Below are 21,511 nucleotides of genomic sequence, written 5' to 3' on the forward strand. Positions count from 1 at the left end.
GGGAGAATTCATATCATGAGAAAAACCTCTTTCAAGACTGCTCTGTTCGGTACTGCTGTGACTGCAGTTCTGAGTGTTGCTGCTTTTTCTGGCGCGTCAGCCGGGGAAAAATGGGATATGCCCATGGCTTATTCTGCGAGCAACTTCCACTCTGTGACAGGTGCCGAGTTTGCCCGGTGTGTCACGACAGGAACCGGCGGTGAAATCGAGATCGAAACACACCCGTCCGGCTCTCTGTTCAAGGGTGCTGACATCAAGCGTGCCGTTCAGACCGGACAGGCTCCGATCGGTGAGCGCCTGCTGTCCGGAAACCAGAACGAAAATGCCATCTTCGGCTTTGACTCCATTCCGTTCCTGGCAACGTCATTCGAGGATTCCGAAAAGCTGTGGAAGGCTGCCAAGCCAACACTGACAAAGATCCTCGACGAACAGAACCTGCACCTGCTTTACGCTGTTCCATGGCCTCCGCAAGGGTTCTATTTCAATCGTGAAATCAACTCTGTTGCCGAAATGGAAGGCATCAAGTTCCGTGCCTACAACACAGCAACAGCGCGCCTTGCAGAGCTGGCCAAAATGCGTCCGGTTTCCATTGAGGCTGCCGAACTGTCCCAGGCCCTTTCCACAGGTGTTGCCGAGTCAATGATCTCTTCCGGAGCGACTGGCTATGACCGCAAGGTCTGGGACAGCCTGACACACTTCTATGAAGTCGATGCCTGGCTGCCACGCAACTACGTGATGGTGAACAAGGATGTCTGGGAAGGCACAACAGACGCACAGAAAAACGTCATCAATGCCTGTTCCGATCTGGCCGAGTACGCAGGCAACTGGCGTGCCATCGAATACACAAACTTCACGCTGAACGGTTTGCGTGAAGGTGGCATGAGTGTCGGACCTGCCGGAGACCAGCTGACATCCGATCTGAAGAAAATCGGTGAAACCATGACTGCTGAATGGCTCGAAAAGGCCGGGGACGAAGGCAAGGCCATTGTCGAAGCCTTCAGGGCTTCCCAATAAGACGGATCGGGGAGGAGGGCTGTTTGGGCCTTCCTCTTTCGCCCTTAAAACGCCCTGTGCTTCTGAAAGGCAGAGGCGCGTGCTAGTTCTGTGAGGCTTAACAATGCAGATCTTTCTTCGCCGGGTCCGGTCTTTTCTGGACGCGCTGTATCTTGGCAGTGGCATGATCGCTGCCGTTTTTCTCATTGCCATTCTGTTTCTGATCGTTTTGCAGATGCTGGCACGCTGGACAGGGGAAATCTTTTCGGGTGCCCCTGAATATGCAGGCTACAGCATGGCAGCGGCTTCCTTCTTCGCCTTTGCGCACGCCCTGAACAAGGGAGCACACATTCGGGTCGGCCTGCTTCTTAATGCTGTACCCAAAAAGGTTTTACCGATTGTTGAAGGCTGGTGCTTTGCCATTGGGACCGCTCTGGCCTGGTATTTTGTCTATTACGCAGGCAAGGCGACCTACTGGTCCTGGAAATTCAATGACATCAGCCAGGGGCAGGATGCTTCTCCGCTGTGGATCCCGCAGATGTCCATGGTGCTGGGCAGCATCGTTTTCGCAATTGCTTTGACAGATCATCTTCTTCACGTCGTGTTTGCCGGTTCTCACCGCATTGAGGCCGATGTGGTTGAACAGGGGCATGGAGAGTAAAGATGGAAGAATTTCAGCTGATTGCCATTTTCCTTTTTGTCCTGTTCCTTCTGCTGGGAACAGGTGTCTGGGTCGGGCTGGCCCTTTTGGGGGTTGCTTTTGTCGGGATGGAGCTTTTCACCACACGTCCCGTTGGTGACACCATGATCACAACGATCTGGAGTGCCTCTTCATCCTGGACACTGACAGCCTTGCCCCTCTTTATCTGGATGGGTGAAATCCTGTACAGAACCCGTCTGTCACAGGACATGTTCAAAGGGTTGTCCCCCTGGCTTGCACCGCTACCCGGCGGTCTGGTCCACACCAATATTGTTGGCTGTACAATCTTTGCGGCTGTCTCGGGTTCCTCTGCTGCCACGCTGACAACAGTTGGCAAGATGTCCATCCCGGAACTGCGCAAGCGGAACTACCCCGAGAAGATGGTGATCGGCACCCTGACAGGAGCCGCAACACTCGGTCTGATGATCCCGCCATCCCTGACGCTGATTGTCTATGGTGTAACGGTCAATGAGTCGATTTCGGAACTCTTCATTGCAGGCATTCTGCCGGGACTGATCCTGGCCAGCATGTTCATGGCCTATGTCGCAATCTATTCCTTTGTTTCCAGCAACTACAATCCTGACAGTGAAGCAAAACAGACCTTTTTCGAGAAGCTTGCAAATTCCCGCTTCCTGATCCCCATCATTCTGTTGATCACAGTCGTCATTGGTTCGATGTATGCCGGGCTGGCAACGGCAACGGAAGCTGCTGCAATTGGTGTTATCGGCTCTCTGCTCCTTGCAGCCAGTCAGAAGCTTCTGACCTGGAAAACCTTTTATGAGAGCCTCATGGGGGCGGTAAGAACCTCCGCGATGATCGCACTGATTCTTGCAGGTGCAGCATTCCTGTCCCTTTCCATGGGGTTCACCGGCTTGCCACGCGCTCTTGCAGAGACAATTGCAGAACTTGAACTCAGCCGCTTTGAGTTGTTGATGGCTCTGCTGCTGTTCTATGTGGTGATCGGGTGTTTCCTTGACGGGATTTCGTCGGTCGTGCTGACCATGGCCGTTGTCGAGCCCATGATCCGCACGGCAGGTATCGATATTATCTGGTTTGGTATTTTCATCGTTGTGGTTGTGGAAATGGCCCAGATTACGCCGCCAATCGGCTTCAATCTTTTTGTTATGCAGGGAATTACCAATCACGGAATGGGCTATATTGCCAGAGCGGCAATCCCGATGTTCCTGATCATGGTACTGATGGTCTTTGTCCTGATTTTTGTTCCGGAAATTGCCACCTACCTCCCTGAAAACATGAGCAAATTAAACAATTAAAGACGACGACAATGACCAAAGACCTTCACAAGATTGTTTCAGGCGAAGTCTATATCGTAGACCTGCCTGTCACAGAGGTTCACTCGCATGGCTCCGGTGACGTAAAAACCATTCGTTCTGTGTTGCTTGAGCTGACGACAGACAGTGGCCTGACAGGCTGGGGAGAGGCTTCTCCCTGGGCTGTCTTCACCGGAACTGTCGAAAGCAACGCTGCCGCTTTGAAAAACTATTTCATTCCGGCCATTATCGGACGCAGCCCCTTTGATGTTGAGGTTATTCTGGATCAGATGGACAGGATGGTTGTCCACGCCTCTGAAGCCAAGGCTGCGCTTGAAATGGCGCTGCTTGACCTGACGGGAAAGGCCCTGGATACCCGTGTCTGCGATCTGCTTGGCGGGGCGCATCGCGAAAAATCCCTGATGAGTTTTTCCATTGCCAATCCTGATTTTGACCAGGACTTTGCAAAGGTTCAGCGCATGGTCGAAGACGGCGTGAGGATCTTCAAATTCAAGACAGGCTTCAAGGACCACGCCTTTGATTTGATGCGCGTGGAAAAGATCCGCAGCGAATTCGGGGACCTTCTGGACCTCAGGATCGATTACAATCAGGGCATGAAGGCTCAGGAAGCCCTTCCAAAACTCAAGGATTTCGAGAGCTTCGGCCTGTCATTTATCGAGCAGCCGGTGCCGCGGGACAACCTGGAGGCCATGAAGCATTTTACACATGTGCTGACAACACCGGTGATGGCTGATGAGTCTGTGTTCAATCCGCGTGAGGCACTGGTTGGCGCCCAGATGCGGGTTGCAGACATTTTCAGTCTCAAGGTGATGAAGAGCGGCGGCATTCGCAAGGCCCTGCAGGTTGCTGCGATTGCACGTGCCGCGGGAATTGGTGTTTACGGGGGCTGCATGTTTGAAACAGGCATTGCTCATGCAGCCGGTGCCCATCTGATGGCCTGCGCGCCCGAACTGGAACTCAGTTGCGAGTTCTACATGGCAAACTACTACCTCAGGGAAGATATCCTCGAGGAAACTTTCCCGGTCAAAAACGGCTATGTTCATGTTCCGGAAGGAAAGGGGCTTGGTGTTAATGTCGATCGCAGCAAGCTTGAACATTACGGTCAGAGGTTTCAGTAGGCTCTGAAAAACGGGGAAGGGAGCGCTTCGCGTTTTCTTCCCTGTCCTCCATTTTCCAGGGCACTCTTGCGAAGGGTTCCTCCTGTGGTAAAGACGCTTGATTATCTGGGGCATTACGCCGCCTATTTTCTGGCAGGCTCCGTCTTTCTGGGGATGGTCCTGCCCAAAATTGACGGCATTGCAGAGCTGTTGCTGTCCCCGCTGATTGTTTTGATGATCGCCGTTCCTCTTGTGCGCGCGGATGTAAAGGCTCTGAGGCAAAAGTTTGCCCGACCTGCAAGACTGTTCCTGCTGGTTTCGGCCATCATGCTTGTTTCACCTGTTGTTTTCATAATCGGTGCCAGAGCAATTGGCCTGTCCGGAGAATTCCTGCTGATCGTCGCGCTTCTGGCTTCAGCACCGCCACTGGCGTCCAATCCCGGCCTCATCGCTTTGTTGAAACTGGATATTGAGCTTTCCGTTCCGATCATGTTGATCAGCACTCTGATTGCTCCCTTTTCCGTTCCGCTTGTTCTTTCCCTCTTTGCCATTCCAATCCCGGAACTGGGACGGGAGGAGTTGTTCTTCAGGCTGATCCTGGCGATTGTCCTCGCGATTGTCATTGCTGTTCTCGTGCGCAGGATCCCCTTTTTCAAACCGCTTGTTCAGCAAAAACAGGCTCTGGACGGCATTTCGACGCTGCTTTTGATGCTTTTTGCGTTCTTTGTACTGAATGCAGTCAATGCCGATGTGCTTGAAAAACCGGCTTATTTTTTCCAAACCTTCGCTCTGGCATTTTTCATGAATTGGGGAACACATTTCCTTGTTTTCATGTTCCTAGGCTTTCTCGGCTGCCTGCTTCTGAAAAGACGGGAAGGGTGGCTGGAAACGAAAGGCAGCCTGTCCATGCTGTGCGCCAACAGGAACTTTGCATTGTTCATGGCTGTTCTTCCCGTTGCACTCAAACAGGAACTGTTTCTCTTCCTGACGCTTGCACAGCTTCCAATCTACCTTGCACCACTTTTTTTCAAACCCTTTTATCAATGGCTTAAATCAAAAAGCACATACAGGACATAAGCATTTCACATGCCGGGATGATCGGCGGTTGACGCATTATTCAGAACTGTATACAATCCTGAATAACGCAATTGATATGCTTTTTGATACTCCTCCAAAACAGGTATAGAACGATGAAAATGAACGGTGCTCAGACCATTCTGAAGATGCTGGAACTGCATGATGTAAAGCATGTTTTTGGTCTGCCGGGCGAGACAACAATCGGCTGGTACAAGGAATGGCGTGAACATTCGGATATCGAATACATTCTGACTCGCGATGAGCGCACGGCATCCTATGCGGCTGAAGCCTATGCAAAAATCACAGGACGCCCATGTGTTCTGGAAGCTCCAAGCCCGGGGGTGACCCATTGCAGCCCCGGCATCACAGAGGCCTATCTCAGCTCTGTTCCTGTTATCTATTTCAGTTCCGATATTCCGATCAACCAGGACAAGAAGCACGGTTTGACCGGCGTGGACCAGACTGCGCTCTATGAAAGCATTTCAAAGGAATCCTTCTACGTCACAAACGTTGAGGAGATTCCGTTTCTGCTGCGCCGTGCATTCCGGGTTGCGACATCCGGCCGACCGGCTCCTGTTCATATTCGCGTGCCTATCAACGTGTTCCATGAAGAGGCGGATATTACCGACCTTTATGCTGAAAGTGATTACTGCGTCTATCCTGCGCATCGTCCCGTTGCCGATCACTCCAGAATTCGCCAGGCAATCGAGATTCTTCTGAAAGCCCGGAAGCCTGTTATTGTAACGGGACAGGGCGGCCTGATTTCCAAGGCAACGGACGCTTTTGTGGAGCTGGCAGAACTTCTGCAAATCCCTGTCGCCACAACCACACCCGGCAAGGGCACCATACCGGAAGATCATCCTCTGGCCCTTCGGGTGATCGGTGCGCGCGGCGGAATGGAATACTCAAACTCTTATGTTCATGAAGCCGATGTCGTGTTCTTTGTGGGCACCAACACGGACTCAAGTGCCACGGATGCCTGGAAGCTCTATGGCGACCCCAAAAGCAAAACCTTCATACATCTGGATATTGCAGAAGCTCACATTGGAAACAACTTTCCCGTCAAGGTGGGGATGGTGGGTGATGCGCGGGCAACCCTCGAATACATGGCAGAGCTTGTCCGCATCGAGCATCCCGATCTGCAAAGGGAAAAGCTTGATCTCAATCCGGTCAAGCAGGAAGCGCTTGATGCTGTTTTCAATTCTCCGATCCGGATGCCGGAAGGTGTCGTGTCTCCTGTCAAACTGTCACAGGCACTGGACAGAATTCTTCCGGACGATGCGATCGTCACGGCAGAGCCGGGTGTCGCTGCAATCTATCCTTCTGCCTTGCTCACCGTCAGAAAACCGGGACGCCGCTACATCACCAACTATTCCATGGGAGCACTGGGCTATGCTGTTCCGGCGGGACTTGGTGCGTCCTATGCAAACGACGGGCCGGTGATCAGCTTCACGGGCGATGGTTCGCTTGGATTTGTTCTGGGAGATCTGGAAACAATCAAGCGCAGCAACAAGAACGTCACCATTATTCTGACACGCAACGACACCTTTGGCTGGATCAAGGGCGAGGCTGTTTTGCTGGACAACTGCGATGTGTCCTTTACGACAGATTTTGGCCCCGTCGATTATCTGAAGGTTGCCGAAGGCTTCGGCTTTAAAACAGCAAGGATCAATTCAGAGGACGAGATCGAAGGCATCCTGAGCGAAGCCATCAATCATCAGGGGGCAAACTTTATTGAAATCAATGTGCCAACCCAGGATGAAATCATTCCCTTTGTATCGGCCTGGGTCAGGGTCGCAAAGGAAAGAAAACTTCCCTATTTCTCCTGATCCCGAACAAAGAAAAGGCGCTCATTTGAGCGCCTTTTTTTATGGCATCCTTCCAGACTGTTATCCCAGCATGGCCCGGATATGCTCGACAAGTGCCTGTTTTTGTCTTTCACTCATCCGGTCGAAGAGGGCGTTCAACTCTGCCTTGAGAGGATCGCGGGTTTTATCAACAGATCCCAGAAGCGTTAGCAAGGCACTTTGTTCGCTTGCAGAAAGACGTGTGACAGCCTCTTCAAGACTTGGGCTCTCCTCGGGAATCCGGGACGGACTCTGACTGTTTTGCAGTGCATGCGCAGAGGGCGCTTCAGGGGCTTTCGCCTCGACAGTTCCGGTTGCTCGTGAACTGAGTTCATCAACCCGACAACCAAGCGCTGTTGCCAGCGTATTCAGGGTTGCCTGGGGCAAAGGCTTGCTGCTGTTTTCCCACTCGCTGATCTGCGTCCAGGAAATTCCCATTTCCTGTGCCAGTTCCTTTCGCGTCAAATCGCGGCGCTCCCTTAAAGCCTTCAGGCGTTGTCCTTCCGGCAGATGCTCCAGCAAGGAAGCAACATTGCTTTTTGTGGACGACGCTACTGGAGCGGGTGCCTTGTCCTCCTCCAGTGCCTGAAAACCAAAAGCCCGCTCCAAGGCCTGAATTTCAGCCTCAGACAGAAGCCTGTCACTTTCCTCAAGGTTTTTGATCTGTTCGGATGAGAGGCCGGAGCGTTTGGCAAGCTCGACGCGGGTCCATCCCATTGCTTTTCGCAACCCCTTGATCCGGTGTGCCTGCATAGAAAGCTCCCCATTCCTTGTCTGTTGGCGCGTGTTCTGTCGTTATAGATTAGCTCTTGGGTGGTTGAAAGGCTCTTAAGGTCCCGATAAAGGCCTGCTGTTGCTCCCTGTTGAGAAAACGAAAGAGGTCAAGCAGTTCCTGCTCCTGATCTGTCAGCCTCTGTCCGCCTTGCTGTCCGAGAATTTCAAGCGGTTTGCAGTCAAGGGCAGGGGCGAGCCTTTCAAGCCAGTCAGGCGTGATTCGTCTTGTCCCCTTTTCCAGTCTGTCGATCTGGGCCTGGGATGTCCCGGAACGCACAGCCAGTTCCTGCTGGGTCAGGCCGCTCTGAAGACGCAATTCTCTTATCCGGTTTTGCAAACTTAACTCCAAGATATTGTCACAAAAACAATAACACCAAAACGGATTAAGGCAACATTCCATTTTGGTGTTGGAAAAAATCCTCAAAATCTGCGAAAAGAATTGGCAGGCAACAATCCAGACGGCACAAAAATCAAGGAAGTGGAACCGACACCATGCGCTTTGGCATCATTTTTGCTATCCCCAACGAAACAGCTCATCTGCAGGAATTTCTCGACATTGAGAAAACCTCGGAAAAGGCAGGATTGCTGTTTCAGGAAGGGAAACTGGAGCAGCAGTCCATTGTGCTGGTCGAAGGAGGCATGGGAAAGGTCAACGCGGCGGTTGTAACCACACTGCTTGTTGAGAAGTTCGGATGCGATTTCATTCTGTTTTCCGGAATCGCTGGCGGACTTTCACCTCAGAGGAGCATTGGTGATGTTATCCTGGGAGAAAAGTTGATCCAGTATGATTACGGCATTCAAAGTGCCGGAGAGTTTACCTGCTATCAGCCGGGGCATCTGCCCATTCACGAACCAACAGAACGGCTTGGATACAAACCGTCAGGCAAACCGTTTGAACAGGCTCTGGAGGCCCTTCAGGAGCTTGCCCTGCCTGTTATTTCCGCTGAAGCCGCCGGTGGTCAACCGCGCCAGCCTGAAATTTACAGAGGGACAATCCTGACCGGGGATCTGTTTCTTGACTGCGTCGAAACCAGGGAAAGGCTCCACGCCCAGCACAATGCCGATTGTGTGGAGATGGAAGGCGCTGCTGTTGCCCAGGTTTGTGAGAGGTTTGGAAAAGACTTCCTGATTATCCGCTCCCTCAGCGACCTGGCCGGCGCACAGAGCAACGGCATGGACTTTATGGCTTTTCTGCACGAAACTGGAGCAGGAGCAGCTCTTTCCCTTCGCTGCATTTTGAGGGCCTTTGGAAATGCATGGTGAACTGCGCACATACGACCTCAATGAAACAGAGCATCGCCACGACAGCTTTCATCAGATCATCATTCCGCTTGAAGGCCGTCTGCAGCTTGATGTTGAGGGCCGCGAAGGTGAGGTCTGTGACAGCACAACGGGTGTTGTTCCCTGTGGAGCCAGGCACAGTTTCAGCTCCCGGGATGAAAACAGTTTTGTTGTTCTGGATGTGCCTGCTTCAGGGGAAGAGAACGATCTTCTTTCCAGATTGCAGGGATATGCTTTTCTGCCCGCAAATGATGAACTTCGTGCACTGCAGAACTACGCACGCAGCAAGCTGCACAGGACTGTTGACCGGAAATGGATGGAACAATGGGAGCGCCTTTACCTGACAAGTCTCTGTGAAGTCTCCTGTACAGATGACACAGGATCCTCAATCCGCAGAATTGGAAAGGTCATCGACTATATTGAAAACAATTACACACGCGTTTTACGCAACAGGGAACTGGCCGAAATCGCCAATCTGTCAGAAGCAGCATTTTACAACGCTTTCAGGAAAGTAACAGGTCAGACGCCCCAACAACGCATCGTCGAACTGAAACTTCAGCGCGCAAGGAACATGCTTGCAAGAGGGCACAGATCATCGGAAATATCCGCTGCGCTGAATTTTGCAGACCAGAGCGCTTTCGGGCGCGCTTTCAAAAAGGCTTTTAACGAAACACCCGGACAATTCAGCAAAAGAAACACAAAAGCAGAGTAACAATCCAAAGAACAAGAGTCTTATACCAGATTTTCGCAACACTATCGGGCACAGAAGACCTTCAGGCTTTTACAGATTTGGATTTATCAAGATGCAAAACGCTTCAAACAGCATGCGGGCAACACTGATCGGAACAGTCGCGATTGTTCTTTGGGGTATTCTGGCGCTCCTCACAGCAAAGACAAACGGCATTGGACCCTTCCAACTGTTGTTTATGACCTTTTCCATTGGCGGTTCAATCGGCCTTTTCTTTCTGTTCTCACAGGGCAGGGACGGTTTAGGAAAACTGCAACTCCCCCTGAAAGTCTGGATTTTTGGCGTTGCCGGTCTGTTTGGATACCACTTTTTCTACTTCACAGCCCTCAAACATGCTCCGGTTGAACAGGCCAGTCTGATTGCCTATCTCTGGCCCTTGCTGATCGTCCTGTTTTCCGCTTTCCTTCCGGGAGAGAAACTGCGCTGGTTCCACATTGCTGGCGGCTTGCTGGGACTTGCCGGTGCTGCAGCTCTGGTGATGGACAATCAGACAGAATCCCTTGCCTTTTCAGATGACTATACTGTCGGCTATCTCTCTGCCATTGCCTGTGCGCTGATTTGGTCAAGCTATTCTGTTTACAACAAAACCCAGGCCTCGGTCCCGACCGAAGCAGTCGCTGTTTTTTGCATTTTGACGGCGTTGCTGAGTGGCATGACACATCTTTTCACGGAAGAATGGATTTTTCCTGATCCGGGGCAGGGACTGGCAATTGCCGGACTGGGAGCAGGGCCTGTCGGTCTGGCTTTTTACGCCTGGGATCACGGTACAAAAAACGGAAACATCAGGCTGCTGGGCGTCTGGTCCTATGCGACACCACTGTTGAGCACCCTTGTTCTCATTTTCTTTGGTTTTACAGAAGCATCCCTTATATTGCTTCTGTCATGCCTTCTGATTTGTGGCGGCGCCGCTTTGGCATCACTGGATCTTCTGACAGGAAAAAAGAGAACCTGATTTTGATGTCGAACAGTTTGAGAAAAATAGTCTTTGGTGTAGGCATCCTTGCTTTGGTGCTTTGGGGATTTTCAGGAGAAGGGACGTCGACTGATCCGTCACCTCAGGGTTACACTGCAGAAAAAGCAAACACTCCGGTGTCTCTCATGCGAACGTCACCGGACAACGGAATTGCTTCAGACAACCCGGAAGAAACCAACCAAAGCAACAGCCCGATCCTTTTCCAGCTGCCCGTCGATTGCAGAACCGATGAGGGGGGCACTCCGGATTGTCTGATCCAGAACTACAAGGACCATGATACTACACGAACCAGCTTCAAGGACTTCAGTTGTGGTCCGCGAGGCTATGATGGTCACACAGGGACAGATTTTCGCGTTCTTGACGACAAACGATATCGTGACGGCATTGCTGTTTTTGCAGCTGCCGATGGTCGCGTTTCCAGAATTGAAGGACGCGAACCCGATGGACTTTATCTGGAAAATCAGCCCGCCGCAGAACGCAGGAATCCTGCGGGAAATGTGGTTCTGTTGCAACATGACTTTGGTTATCGCACTCTTTATGCCCATTTGAAAAAGGGTTCCGTCACCGTTGAGCCGGGCGATTATGTCAAAGCAGGTGATGTAATCGGTTTTGTGGGGTTGAGCGGGTTTACAGAGTTTCCTCATCTGCATTTTGAAATCAGAAGAAAAACGGCCCGCACCGAGTTTGTCGATCCCTTTTCCTTTCAGGGCAATGAAACCTGCGTGGAGGAAAGATCAAAAAAGCAAAGGCTCTGGAGTGATGACAACAATCCATCCCTGCAATATCAGGACACCCGCACAAAATCCGGCTGGCTGGGTGAAAAACCAAAATCAAGGGAATTGAACAACCCTGACAAGCCGAAAGTTCTTCTGGGGCAAAGTGATATTGCCATTTACTGGGTTCAATCATTCCACCAGACAACGGAACAGGAATTACTTTTAAAAATCAAAGATTCCAGTGGCAATCTTCTCAGCAAGCATCAATGCGCTTTCGAAAGTTTCAAAGCCCAGACTCTTTGTTTTGTCGGTGTGCGTTTGAGCAGTCTTGGATTAACGGGCAGAAACCAAGACGAAATCCTGCAGAAAATTTACGGAGAACACGAGCTCCGAAGCAAATGATTTTTGTACGAACAGACACAGTGCACGCGTGTATATTTCTGCAGCGGCCAGAATAACGCTGCAGCAACTCTGTGCAAAAGTTGCTGCCGTCAAACCATGTGGGGTCTTTGGAGTGCGATAGCCAAAGTCATAAGGCGAGTTTGGTCGTCATAAAATCTGAGCTGAAGCCTCAAGTTTTGTTTTCATGCCCACATCCATAATTTTCCATAATATAAATTATGCGAATTTATCTTGTCAGCTTCGCAAATTACAGAAACGCGTCAAGTTCTTCCCTTAATTTTCTCAACAATCAGGCATAGGCCTGAAAACTCTTGTACACTCTTTTCCTGAACGAAATTGCAGCTTCTTCGACCCAGAGCCTTCGGCCCCTTGTTGTCACGGATGGACTTCAGGCCGTATCACCGGGATGTCTCAAGCCCTGTCCCGTTACGGAAGATTATACATTGGAGCGCATCACATCACCGCCTGGTGAACCCGGTGCTTTGGATGGCATTGAAAAAAGAAATGTCAGAACCACAATGAAGAAAACACCGATCAGCAACAAGGGCCAGAACGCCAGGCTTTCACTCCACCAGAACCATATCCAGCTTCCTGACATGGAAATGGCGGCCAGTGCCTTGGCCTTGACGGGAACAACACGATAACGGTTCCAGTTTCGAATGGAGCGCCCGAACCACGGATGGCTGAGCAACCAGACTCTGAAACGCCTTGAGCTCAAGGAAAAGGCCCACAGGGCCAGAAGCAAAAAAGGTGTTGTCGGAATGCCGGGCAAAACAATGCCAATGCCCCCTAACCCGACTGCAACAAAACCAAGGCCAATCAACAGTGCTCTCACAACTGGTGATTTTATGATTTTTCTTTTTTGAGCCATCGGTCAAAGCCTGTTATTGCTATTCATAGATCCATTGTAACAGGTTATATTTTTCAAGCACAGTTCAATAGCTTGCAGCCTTTTGTCATGTGTTTTTTTACAGAGAATACAAGCCTGAAGCCATCGGCCATGAAAGGAAGAGATGTGCATCACGACGATACCCTGAGCCTCGAAGACTTTGCCGGGTCTGTGCAAAACGGCACAAGGCTTTTGGGAATTGATCCGGGAACCAAAACCCTGGGCATGGCCATTTCCGATCGCGGGTGGGCTGTCGCCTCTCCTATCGGAACAGTTAACCGCACAAAATTCAAACATGATGCCGAAGAGCTCCGCAAGGTTTGTGAAGAGCGCAAGGTCGGTGGCGTTGTTATGGGTCTGCCTGTGAATATGGACGGAACAGAGGGACCGAGATGCCAGTCTGTCCGTCAGCTTGCCAGCAACCTTGAAAATCTGGACTGGTTTGATATCCCGATTTTCTTCTGGGATGAACGGCTCTCGACCTCGGCTGTTGAGAAGTTTCTTGTGCAGGAAGCCGACATGACCAGAAAGAGGCGTGCTGAAATTGTCGACAAGGCAGCGGCTGCCTATATTCTTCAGGGTGCACTGGATGCCTTTGCGCGATTGAACCCTTCTGACAATGACGATTTTGATGGTTTTTAAATGAGCAACCTCGCCAATCCGGTCAGATCGAAAGTTTACAGAATCCTCGAACTGGATGGCTTTGGCACGCCTGCTGGCAGATTTTTCAATATCTCCCTGATGATACTGGTTCTGCTGAATGTCTTCTCTGTTGTTGTCGAAACGATACCGGAGATCAACGCTCAATACAGATCATACTTTATTACCTTTGAATTCCTGTCCCTGTTCCTTTTCTCTGTTGAATATTCCCTGAGGCTCTGGTCCTCCAAGGAAGCCGGTTCGCGCTGGCACTTTGTAAAAAGCCCCTTTGCCATCATTGATCTGCTGGCCATTCTGCCAACCCTGCTCTTTTTTATTATTCCTATTGATTTGCGCCTGTTGCGCTTGCTGCGGTTGCTGAGAATTCTCAAACTGTCCCGTTACTTTTCTGCTTTGGGCATGCTGGCAAATGTCATCCGGGCCGAATTCCGGTCTCTGGCTGCAGCGATAATGGTTCTTTTGATCCTGTGCCTTTTTGTGGCTTCAGCTCTCTATGTTCTGGAGCATGATGTTCAACCTGAAGCCTTCGGCACAATTCCCCAGGCCCTGTGGTGGGCCATCGTGTCCCTGACAACAGTCGGTTATGGGGATGTGACCCCGGTTACAGCAGCCGGCAAGGTGGTCGGAGCGGCCGTTATTATCCTCGGGGTCGGTATTGTTGCCCTGCCCGCCGGCATGTTGGCCTCCCGCTTTTCGGAAGAGCTGAAAAACCGTGAACAGCAATTCAAGGCGAGAGCTTACAACTATCTTGAAGATGGTTTGCTGACAGAGGATGAAGCCATACGGCTTGACCTTCTGAGACAGGAGCTCGGGCTCTCGGAACTGGAAGCCAGAAATATTCTGAAAAAGACCAGAACAGCCCTGCGCAAGCGCAGCATTCACACCTGTCCGCACTGTCACCATCGCTATTCAATTCTCGATCATACAGAAACCCACGAAGAGTAAGGGAATACGCGATAAAGCCATTGCACTTTTAAAGCGCTGGTGACATAGTGCCGCTTTAATGACTGATACACATTCTTCTTCCAATCCGGCTTCCCCGCTTCGCTTTGGCGAACCGCACCTCCTTGGTATTGAAGGGCTCAAGGCTCCTCAGATCAATCAACTGCTCGACCTTGCTGACGATTATGTCGAGCAGAGCCGTTCCACCAGCAAGAAATCCGATGTTCTCCAGGGAAAAACAGTAATCAATCTGTTTTTCGAGAACTCGACACGAACCCGGACCTCCTTCGAAGCTGCAGCCAAAAGGCTGGGCGCTGATGTCATCAACATGACTGTGGCCTCAAGCTCTATCAAGAAGGGCGAAACCCTGATTGATACAGCCATGACGCTGAATGCCATGCACCCCGATGCCCTGGTTGTTCGCCACTCTGATTCCGGCGCAGTCAAACTGCTGTCCGAAAAGGTGAACTGTCCGGTCCTGAACGCAGGTGACGGCAGTCATGAGCATCCGACACAGGCGCTGCTGGATGCCCTGACGATCCGCCGCCGTCGCGGTGCCCTGCAAAACCTGCGCGTGGCGATTTGTGGGGACATTGCCCACAGCCGGGTTGCCCGCTCGAACATTCATCTGCTCAGTATCATGGGGGCCACAGTGCGCCTGATTGCTCCCCCCACCCTGTTGCCTTCCAAAATTGACAGAATGGGTGTTCAGACCTTCACGAGAATGGAAGAAGGTTTGCAGGACTGCGATATTGTGATGATGCTCCGCCTTCAGCTGGAGCGTATGCAGGGAAGCTTTGTCCCTTCTGTCAGGGAATATTTCCACTTCTACGGCCTTGATGCGACCAAACTGGCGGCTGCCAGACCTGATGCACTGGTTATGCATCCCGGCCCGATGAACCGCGGCGTGGAAATCGACAGTGAGCTGGCGGACGACATTGACCGTTCACTGATCCGCCGCCAGGTCGAGATGGGTGTTGCGGTCAGAATGGCTTGCCTCCACCTGCTCTGTGCCGAGTGGGATGCCCGACGCGAGGAAGGCTCTCTGGATCTGGAGTTGGTATAGGTCATGGAAAACACAATCAAAAAACGCGTCTTCGTCAATGCACGCCTTCTGGATCCGTCATCTGATCTGGATAGCCCTGGCGGTATCCTTTGCGAGCACGGTAAAATTGTCGACCTTGGCTCTCATATCACGGCCGAAACAGCTCCTGAAGGTATCGAGATTATCGATTGCGACGGTTTGTGTCTGGCACCGGGCCTGGTCGATATGCGTGTCTATCTGGGTGAACCGGGTGGTGAACACAAGGAAAGCATCAGAACAGCAAGTGAGGCAGCCGCAGCAGGTGGTATCACCACCATGGTTGCCATGCCGGACACAACACCGGTTCTGGATGACATTTCAGGTGTTGAATACATTGCAAGACGTGCGCGCGAAACACGCATGACAAAAATCCACTGCCACGGCGCTCTGACCAGAGGACTGGAAGGCAAGGAGATTACCGAGATCGGCTTGCTGTCGGATTACGGCGCCGTTGCCTTCACAGATGGCCTCAAGGCTGTCAAAAATGCCCAGACCCTCAGGCGTGCCCTGTCCTATGCCACAGCCTTCAACAAGGTCATCATCCAGCATCCGTCAGAACCAAGCCTGTCCGGTGGCGTGATGAACGGCGGAGAGATTGCCACACGCATGGGACTGTCCGGCATTCCGGCCCTTGCAGAAGTCATGATGATCGAGCGGGATCTCCGACTGGTCGAGATGACAGGCGCCAGATATCACATTGCCAATGTTTCCACAGCTGAATCTGTCCGGGTGATCCGCGAAGCCAAAGCCAGGGGACTGACTGTCACCTGTGACACGGCGCCTCATTATTTTACGCTCAACGAACAGTCTGTGATTGATTACAGAACCTTTGCGAAGGTCTTCCCGCCCCTGAGAAGCGAGGAGGATCGTCTTGCTGTTTACGAGGGAGTTGTGGACGGAACCATTGACATCATCACAAGCGATCACTGTCCACAGGATCAGGATTCCAAACGCCTGCCCTTTGCACAGGCGGAATTTGGCATCGTAGGCCTTGAAACCCTGTTGCCGCTGTCTCTGCAATTCTTCCAGAAAGGAGATCTGAGTCTGCTGGAGGTTCTGAGACGCATCACAGTTGCCCCGTCCAGACTTCTGGGTCTGGAAACAGGAACACTTGGTGCCGGGGCAGCCGCTGACTTTGTCCTCTTCAACCCTGATCGTCCACACTTTATTGATCCTCTGAAGTTCCGCAGCAAGTCCAAGAACTCGCCCTTTACAGGTTACCCTGTTCAGGGACAGGTCAATCGTAGCGTTGTCGATGCCAGGGACATTTTTGTTCTTTAAACTGAAAATCAAGAATGTTCTTTAACTAACGGATAATATTAAAAATGCCGGATCCTATTTCCTGGGAAAAAGTTGCTCATATCTATGCCATTGCCCTGGCATTGGGATACCTGCTGGGATCTGTTCCCTTTGGACTTGTGATCACCCGGCTTTTCGGTCTGGGTGACATTCGCAACATCGGGTCCGGCAACATCGGTGCGACCAATGTTCTGCGGACCGGACGGAAGGATCTGGCCTTTGCAACAGTGATTTGCGACAGTGGCAAAGGCGCTCTTGCTGTTATCCTTGCCTACGGGTTTGCCGGATATGATGTTGCCCTGATTGCGGCGGCCGGTTCTGTTCTGGGACATCTTTTCCCTGTCTGGCTGGGCTTCAAAGGTGGCAAGGGCGTTGCAACAACACTCGGGGTTGTCTTTGCGCTGAACTGGATGCTGGGACTTTTTGCCGGTGCAATGTGGCTGCTAACGGCCTTTACCTTCCGCATCTCCTCCCTTTCAGCCCTGGTTGCCATGGCTGCAACACCACTTGCAGCCTGGTTTTATTTCAGGGATTTGCAACTGGCAGAAATCACAGCCTTTATTGCTGTACTGGTCTGGATCAAACACCATCAGAACATTGCGCGCATCCTCAAAGGTGAAGAACCAAGGATCGGCAAAAAGAAAACCTGATCCCTTTTGTTTTCTGAAAAAACATCAACCACTGCGCGATCATCCTTGTTGACCTTGAACGCAATCGGCACCAAACTCCTGATATGTTTGATCGTCCGATCCCGCGTGATGAAAATGATCAGTTGAACTGGTTGCGTCTGATCCGTTCTGCGAACCTTGGCCCTGTCAGTTTCTGGAAACTGATGGAGCAGTTTGAGACGGCAGAAGCTGTTCTGGATGCCCTTCCTTCCCTTTCAAAATGCAGGAAAAAAGAGATTGCGGTTGCAAAGCCTTCTTCTGTTGCGCGGGAAGTGGATGAGCTTCTTTCTCTGGGAGGTACGCTGATTGACTATGGTCACGATGATTACCCGCCCCTGTTGCGACAGCTGGAAGATGCTCCTCCCGTCCTGATGGCACTGGGACGCACACAGCTTCTCAAAAAAAGATCCATTGCAATCGTCGGAGCCCGCAATGCCTCTGCAAACGGTTTGATGCATGCACGGGATTTTGCTTCCGCTCTGGGCCAGCAAGGCTTTCTCATTACATCCGGTCTGGCCAGAGGCATTGATGCTGCCGCACACGAAGGCGCCCTGCATAGCGGCACAGCTGCACTTGTCGGAGGCGGGATTGATGTTGTCTATCCCCGGAGCAATCAGCTCCTGTACGACAAAATCAGGGAAGCAGGTGTCATAGCTTCAGAAATGCCTTTGGGTTGCCAACCACAGGCCCGACATTTTCCAAGACGGAACAGGCTTGTCTCCGGCATGAGCAGAGGCGTTCTTGTGATTGAAGCCTCTCTCCGGTCAGGTTCCATGATCACGGCCCGGCTGGCTCAGGAACAGGGGCGCGAAACAATGGCAATTCCCGGCAACCCTGTTGATCCGAGGAGCAAAGGCTGTAACCAGCTTATCAAATCGGGGGCTGCTCTGATTGAAAGTCCGGATGACATTCTCGAGCAGCTCCACAGACCTTTTGAAAACCAGGAACCGCCCGGGACAAAAACTGTCTCCTCTGACAAAAGAAACAGATCAGGGACTTCGGGGCTGAATGCGGAACCAAAACCAACAGCTGAAACGGAAATCGTGAATATTCCGGTCTGTCCCGGGTCTTTGTCAGACCTGTTGGGGGCAGAGCCTGTTGCCGTGGATGATTTGGCCAGGCAGTCCGGCATCCCTCTCGCCGAACTCAATTCGAGACTGATGGAACTCGAACTTGAAGGCACAATTGAACGGGTTCCCGGCAACAGGGTGATCAAAATCGTTTCCGGTGGAAAAGGAGGTCTTTTTTGATCTTTTCCAAAAAAAACAACGAAAAAGATGCATCTCCTTCGCTTTTGAAGGAAAATGCAGCATAAAATCCTTGGACAGCGGCTTCTCTGCCGTGTAAATCGCAGTGTAATGCAGCTTATTAACCACAGGTCTATCCAGAACTCATGAACGTCGTCGTCGTCGAATCCCCTGCCAAAGCCAAAACGATCAACAAATACCTTGGTTCCGATTATGAGGTGCTTGCCAGTTATGGTCATATCAGGGACTTGCCCTCCAAGGACGGTTCGGTGTCTCCCGATCATGATTTCGCGATGGCCTGGTCAGTTGATGGGCAGTCCGAAAAGCGGATCAAGGACATTATCGCTGCCCTGAAAGAGGCAGACACCCTGATCCTTGCGACTGACCCCGACCGTGAAGGGGAAGCCATTTCCTGGCACATTTCCGAAGAACTGACCCGCCGGAAGGTTCTCAAGGACAAGAATGTTCAGCGCGTCGTCTTCAACGAGGTCACCAAAAAGGCCATTGTTGATGCCTTCAGCCAGCCCCGTGAACTGAACATGGAACTGGTTGAAGCCTATCTGGCACGACGGGCTCTGGATTATCTCTTTGGTTTTACCCTCTCCCCTGTTCTGTGGCGCAAACTGCCGGGCAGCAAGTCAGCCGGACGGGTTCAATCCGTGGCACTTCGCATGATCTGCGAGCGCGAGTCAGAAATTGAAAAGTTCAAGCCGCAGGAATACTGGTCTGTTGAAGCCAAGCTCCAGACAGAAGAGGATCTCTCCTTTACATCCCGTCTGACACATCTGTCCGGCAGGAAACTGGACAAGTTTGACCTGTCGAACGCCGCAGAAGCTGAAAAGGCCGCCGACCTGCTGAGAGGCGCCAGCAGCTTTGGCGTGACAACGGTCGAGCGCAAGAAAGCCAAACGCAACCCCTATGCTCCCTTCACCACCTCCACCCTGCAACAGGAAGCGTCCAGAAAACTGGGATTTGGTGCCTCCCGAACCATGCGGCTGGCCCAGAACCTTTACGAAGGCATGGATATTGGCGGTGAAACAGTAGGTCTGATCACCTACATGCGTACGGATGGTGTCAGCCTGTCCGGTGATGCCATTGCAGCATCGCGCAATCTGATTTCGAAAATGTACGGCAAGGACTACCTGCCCGCCAATCCACGCATTTACAAAAGCAAGGCCAAAAACGCCCAGGAAGCGCACGAAGCGGTCAGACCAACAGATCTCAGCCGCCTGCCCCGTGACCTGAGGGGCGTTCTGGATCAGGACAGCTACCGCCTTTACGAACTGATCTGGAACCGGACAATGGCCAGCCAGATGGAAGCGGCAGTGCTGGACCAGGTTGCTGTAGACATTGATGTCAATCAGGGCGAGGCGACCTTGCGGGCCAACGGCTCAATCATGGCCTTTGACGGCTTCATGAAGATCTATCAGGAAAGCCGTGATGACAGCAAAAAGGGTGATGATCAGGACAGGCGCCTGCCCCGCATGAGCGAGGGTGATACGCTGCGCCGGGAAGATGTACAGGCTGATCAGCACTTTACCCAGCCTCCTCCGCGTTTCAGTGAGGCTTCACTGGTGAAAAACCTTGAGGAACTCGGGATTGGTCGTCCTTCAACCTATGCCTCGATCATCCAGGTTCTGCAGGATCGCAGCTACGTGCGTCTGGAAAGCAAGCGTTTCATCCCCGAAGATCGCGGACGTATCGTCACAACTTTCCTGGAGAATTTCTTCAGACGTTATGTCGAATACAACTTTACTGCGGATCTCGAAAACTCGCTTGATGACATCTCTGCCGGTTCTCTGGACTGGAAAGAGGTTCTGCGCGAATTCTGGAAAGCCTTTGACGAGAAGATTTCCGGCACCAAGGATCTAACCATCACAGAGGTTATCGAAACTCTGGATGAGGAACTTGGCCTTCACTTCTTCCCGGTTGAGGAAAACAACCCGGATGCGCCGAACCCCCGACAGTGTCCGACCTGTGGTGATGGCCGCCTGGGCATCAAGCTCGGCCGGACAGGTGGTTTTATTGGCTGCTCAAACTATCCCGAATGTCGCTATACCCGTCCGCTGGGAATTGCCGGCGAAGGCGGTTCCGAAGACGATCTGCACCAGCCCAGGGAACTGGGTCCGGACGAGACCACAGGGTTGATGATTTCCCTGCGCAAAGGTCCTTACGGCATCTATCTGCAACTTGGTGAAGGCGAAGATGGCAAGAAGCCAAAGCGTGTTGCTGTCCCCAAAGGTGTTGCCCCGGCAGATGTCAGCCATGAAATGGCGCAGGGATTGATCTCCCTGCCTCGTGACGTGGGCCCCCACCCGGATGACGGTGTAATGATCACCGCCGGAATTGGTCGCTTTGGTCCTTTTGTCAAGCACGGCAGCACCTTCAAGTCCCTGACCAAGGATGATGATGTTCTCTTTGTCGGACTGAACCGCGCCGTCGCCCTGTTGGCAGAGGCCCCCAAACGCGGTGCTGCAACGGCCCTCAAATCCCTTGGCAAGCACCCGGAAGACGAGGCAGAAATCAACATTTACAGTGGTCGTTACGGCCCCTATGTCAAGTGGAACAAACTGAACGCTTCCCTGCCGAAAGGCCGCGAAGTGGACAGCTTTACCCTTGAAGAAGCTGTCGAACTCCTTGCAAAACAGGCTGAAAAGAAAGGCGTGAAGAAAAAAGCGTCCGCCAGAAAGACGGCTGCAAAAAAAACGACAACGAAAAAGGCAGCGACCAAAAAGGCTGCCCCCAAAAAGACAGCAGCTAAAAAAACAGCCACCAAGGATGATGGAGCAGAATAGCTCTTCCTCTCCGGGAGTTGAAGAAAA

The 21,511-nt window shown here is 51.9% G+C and carries 20 protein-coding genes; 17 read left to right on the forward strand and 3 right to left on the reverse strand.

Annotated elements, in window-relative coordinates; genetic code table 11:
- Positions 1-15 precede the first annotated feature (15 nt).
- From AAAH10_RS08765 to AAAH10_RS08790, 6 genes are all read left to right on the forward strand, one after another.
- Positions 16-1,014 (forward strand): TRAP transporter substrate-binding protein, encoded by a 999-nt coding sequence (locus AAAH10_RS08765; protein ID WP_343562622.1) that lies wholly within the window; start codon positions 16-18, stop codon positions 1,012-1,014.
- Positions 1,015-1,117: 103 nt separating this feature from the next.
- Positions 1,118-1,654 (forward strand): TRAP transporter small permease, encoded by a 537-nt coding sequence (locus AAAH10_RS08770; protein WP_343562624.1) that lies wholly within the window; start codon positions 1,118-1,120, stop codon positions 1,652-1,654.
- 2 nt (positions 1,655-1,656) lie between these two features.
- Entirely contained in the window at positions 1,657-2,967 is a 1,311-nt protein-coding gene (locus AAAH10_RS08775; protein ID WP_343562626.1) for a TRAP transporter large permease, read from the forward strand.
- A gap of 11 nt (positions 2,968-2,978) precedes the next feature.
- Complete coding sequence (locus AAAH10_RS08780) at positions 2,979-4,103, forward strand: enolase C-terminal domain-like protein (protein WP_343562628.1); 1,125 nt, start codon at positions 2,979-2,981, stop codon at positions 4,101-4,103.
- A gap of 84 nt (positions 4,104-4,187) precedes the next feature.
- Complete coding sequence (locus tag AAAH10_RS08785; protein ID WP_343562630.1) at positions 4,188-5,159, forward strand: hypothetical protein; 972 nt, start codon at positions 4,188-4,190, stop codon at positions 5,157-5,159.
- A 113-nt stretch (positions 5,160-5,272) separates the two neighbouring features.
- Positions 5,273-6,988, forward strand: coding sequence for a thiamine pyrophosphate-binding protein (locus AAAH10_RS08790; protein ID WP_343562632.1), 1,716 nt, complete (start codon positions 5,273-5,275; stop codon positions 6,986-6,988).
- A 60-nt stretch (positions 6,989-7,048) separates the two neighbouring features.
- Here AAAH10_RS08790 and AAAH10_RS08795 read toward each other — a convergent pair whose 3' ends face one another.
- Complete coding sequence (locus AAAH10_RS08795; RefSeq protein WP_343562633.1) at positions 7,049-7,759, reverse strand: helix-turn-helix transcriptional regulator; 711 nt, start codon at positions 7,757-7,759, stop codon at positions 7,049-7,051.
- 49 nt (positions 7,760-7,808) lie between these two features.
- Complete coding sequence (locus AAAH10_RS08800; protein ID WP_343562635.1) at positions 7,809-8,096, reverse strand: helix-turn-helix domain-containing protein; 288 nt, start codon at positions 8,094-8,096, stop codon at positions 7,809-7,811.
- 176 nt (positions 8,097-8,272) lie between these two features.
- Here AAAH10_RS08800 and AAAH10_RS08805 point away from each other — a divergent pair, with 176 nt between their 5' ends.
- From AAAH10_RS08805 to AAAH10_RS08820, 4 genes are all read left to right on the forward strand, one after another.
- Positions 8,273-9,043 (forward strand): 5'-methylthioadenosine/adenosylhomocysteine nucleosidase, encoded by a 771-nt coding sequence (locus AAAH10_RS08805; RefSeq protein WP_343562637.1) that lies wholly within the window; start codon positions 8,273-8,275, stop codon positions 9,041-9,043.
- Positions 9,033-9,773, forward strand: a complete 741-nt coding sequence (locus AAAH10_RS08810; RefSeq protein WP_343562639.1) for an AraC family transcriptional regulator — start codon at positions 9,033-9,035, stop codon at positions 9,771-9,773. Before AAAH10_RS08805 ends, AAAH10_RS08810 begins: the two co-directional genes overlap by 11 nt.
- 91 nt (positions 9,774-9,864) lie before the next feature.
- A complete protein-coding gene (yddG, locus tag AAAH10_RS08815; protein WP_343562641.1) occupies positions 9,865-10,761 on the forward strand; it encodes an aromatic amino acid exporter YddG in 897 nt (298 codons plus the stop codon).
- A 146-nt stretch (positions 10,762-10,907) separates the two neighbouring features.
- Positions 10,908-11,900, forward strand: a complete 993-nt coding sequence (locus tag AAAH10_RS08820; protein ID WP_343562643.1) for a M23 family metallopeptidase — start codon at positions 10,908-10,910, stop codon at positions 11,898-11,900.
- 436 nt (positions 11,901-12,336) lie between these two features.
- On the opposite strand, the gene AAAH10_RS08825 is transcribed toward AAAH10_RS08820, so the two are convergent.
- Entirely contained in the window at positions 12,337-12,735 is a 399-nt protein-coding gene (locus AAAH10_RS08825; protein ID WP_343562645.1) for a YbaN family protein, read from the reverse strand.
- 165 nt (positions 12,736-12,900) lie between these two features.
- Here AAAH10_RS08825 and ruvX point away from each other — a divergent pair, with 165 nt between their 5' ends.
- From ruvX to topA, 7 genes are all read left to right on the forward strand, one after another.
- Complete coding sequence (gene ruvX / locus AAAH10_RS08830; protein ID WP_343562647.1) at positions 12,901-13,431, forward strand: Holliday junction resolvase RuvX; 531 nt, start codon at positions 12,901-12,903, stop codon at positions 13,429-13,431.
- Positions 13,432-14,394 (forward strand): ion transporter, encoded by a 963-nt coding sequence (locus tag AAAH10_RS08835; RefSeq protein ID WP_343562649.1) that lies wholly within the window; start codon positions 13,432-13,434, stop codon positions 14,392-14,394.
- A 58-nt stretch (positions 14,395-14,452) separates the two neighbouring features.
- Positions 14,453-15,457, forward strand: a complete 1,005-nt coding sequence (locus tag AAAH10_RS08840; protein WP_343562650.1) for an aspartate carbamoyltransferase catalytic subunit — start codon at positions 14,453-14,455, stop codon at positions 15,455-15,457.
- Between the two features lie 3 nt (positions 15,458-15,460).
- On the forward strand, positions 15,461-16,756 hold the full coding sequence (gene pyrC / locus AAAH10_RS08845) for a dihydroorotase (protein ID WP_343562652.1): 1,296 nt from the start codon (positions 15,461-15,463) through the stop codon (positions 16,754-16,756).
- 44 nt (positions 16,757-16,800) lie between these two features.
- Positions 16,801-17,424 (forward strand): glycerol-3-phosphate 1-O-acyltransferase PlsY, encoded by a 624-nt coding sequence (gene plsY / locus AAAH10_RS08850; protein WP_343562654.1) that lies wholly within the window; start codon positions 16,801-16,803, stop codon positions 17,422-17,424.
- A gap of 83 nt (positions 17,425-17,507) precedes the next feature.
- A complete protein-coding gene (gene dprA, locus AAAH10_RS08855) occupies positions 17,508-18,692 on the forward strand; it encodes a DNA-processing protein DprA (protein WP_343562655.1) in 1,185 nt (394 codons plus the stop codon).
- Positions 18,693-18,835: 143 nt separating this feature from the next.
- Positions 18,836-21,484, forward strand: coding sequence for a type I DNA topoisomerase (topA, locus tag AAAH10_RS08860; RefSeq protein WP_343562656.1), 2,649 nt, complete (start codon positions 18,836-18,838; stop codon positions 21,482-21,484).
- The last annotated feature ends 27 nt before the right edge of the window (positions 21,485-21,511 follow it).

The sequence above is a fragment of the Carbonatibacter coralli genome (assembly GCF_039592655.1).
Lineage (GTDB): Bacteria > Pseudomonadota > Alphaproteobacteria > Kiloniellales > Kiloniellaceae > Carbonatibacter > Carbonatibacter coralli.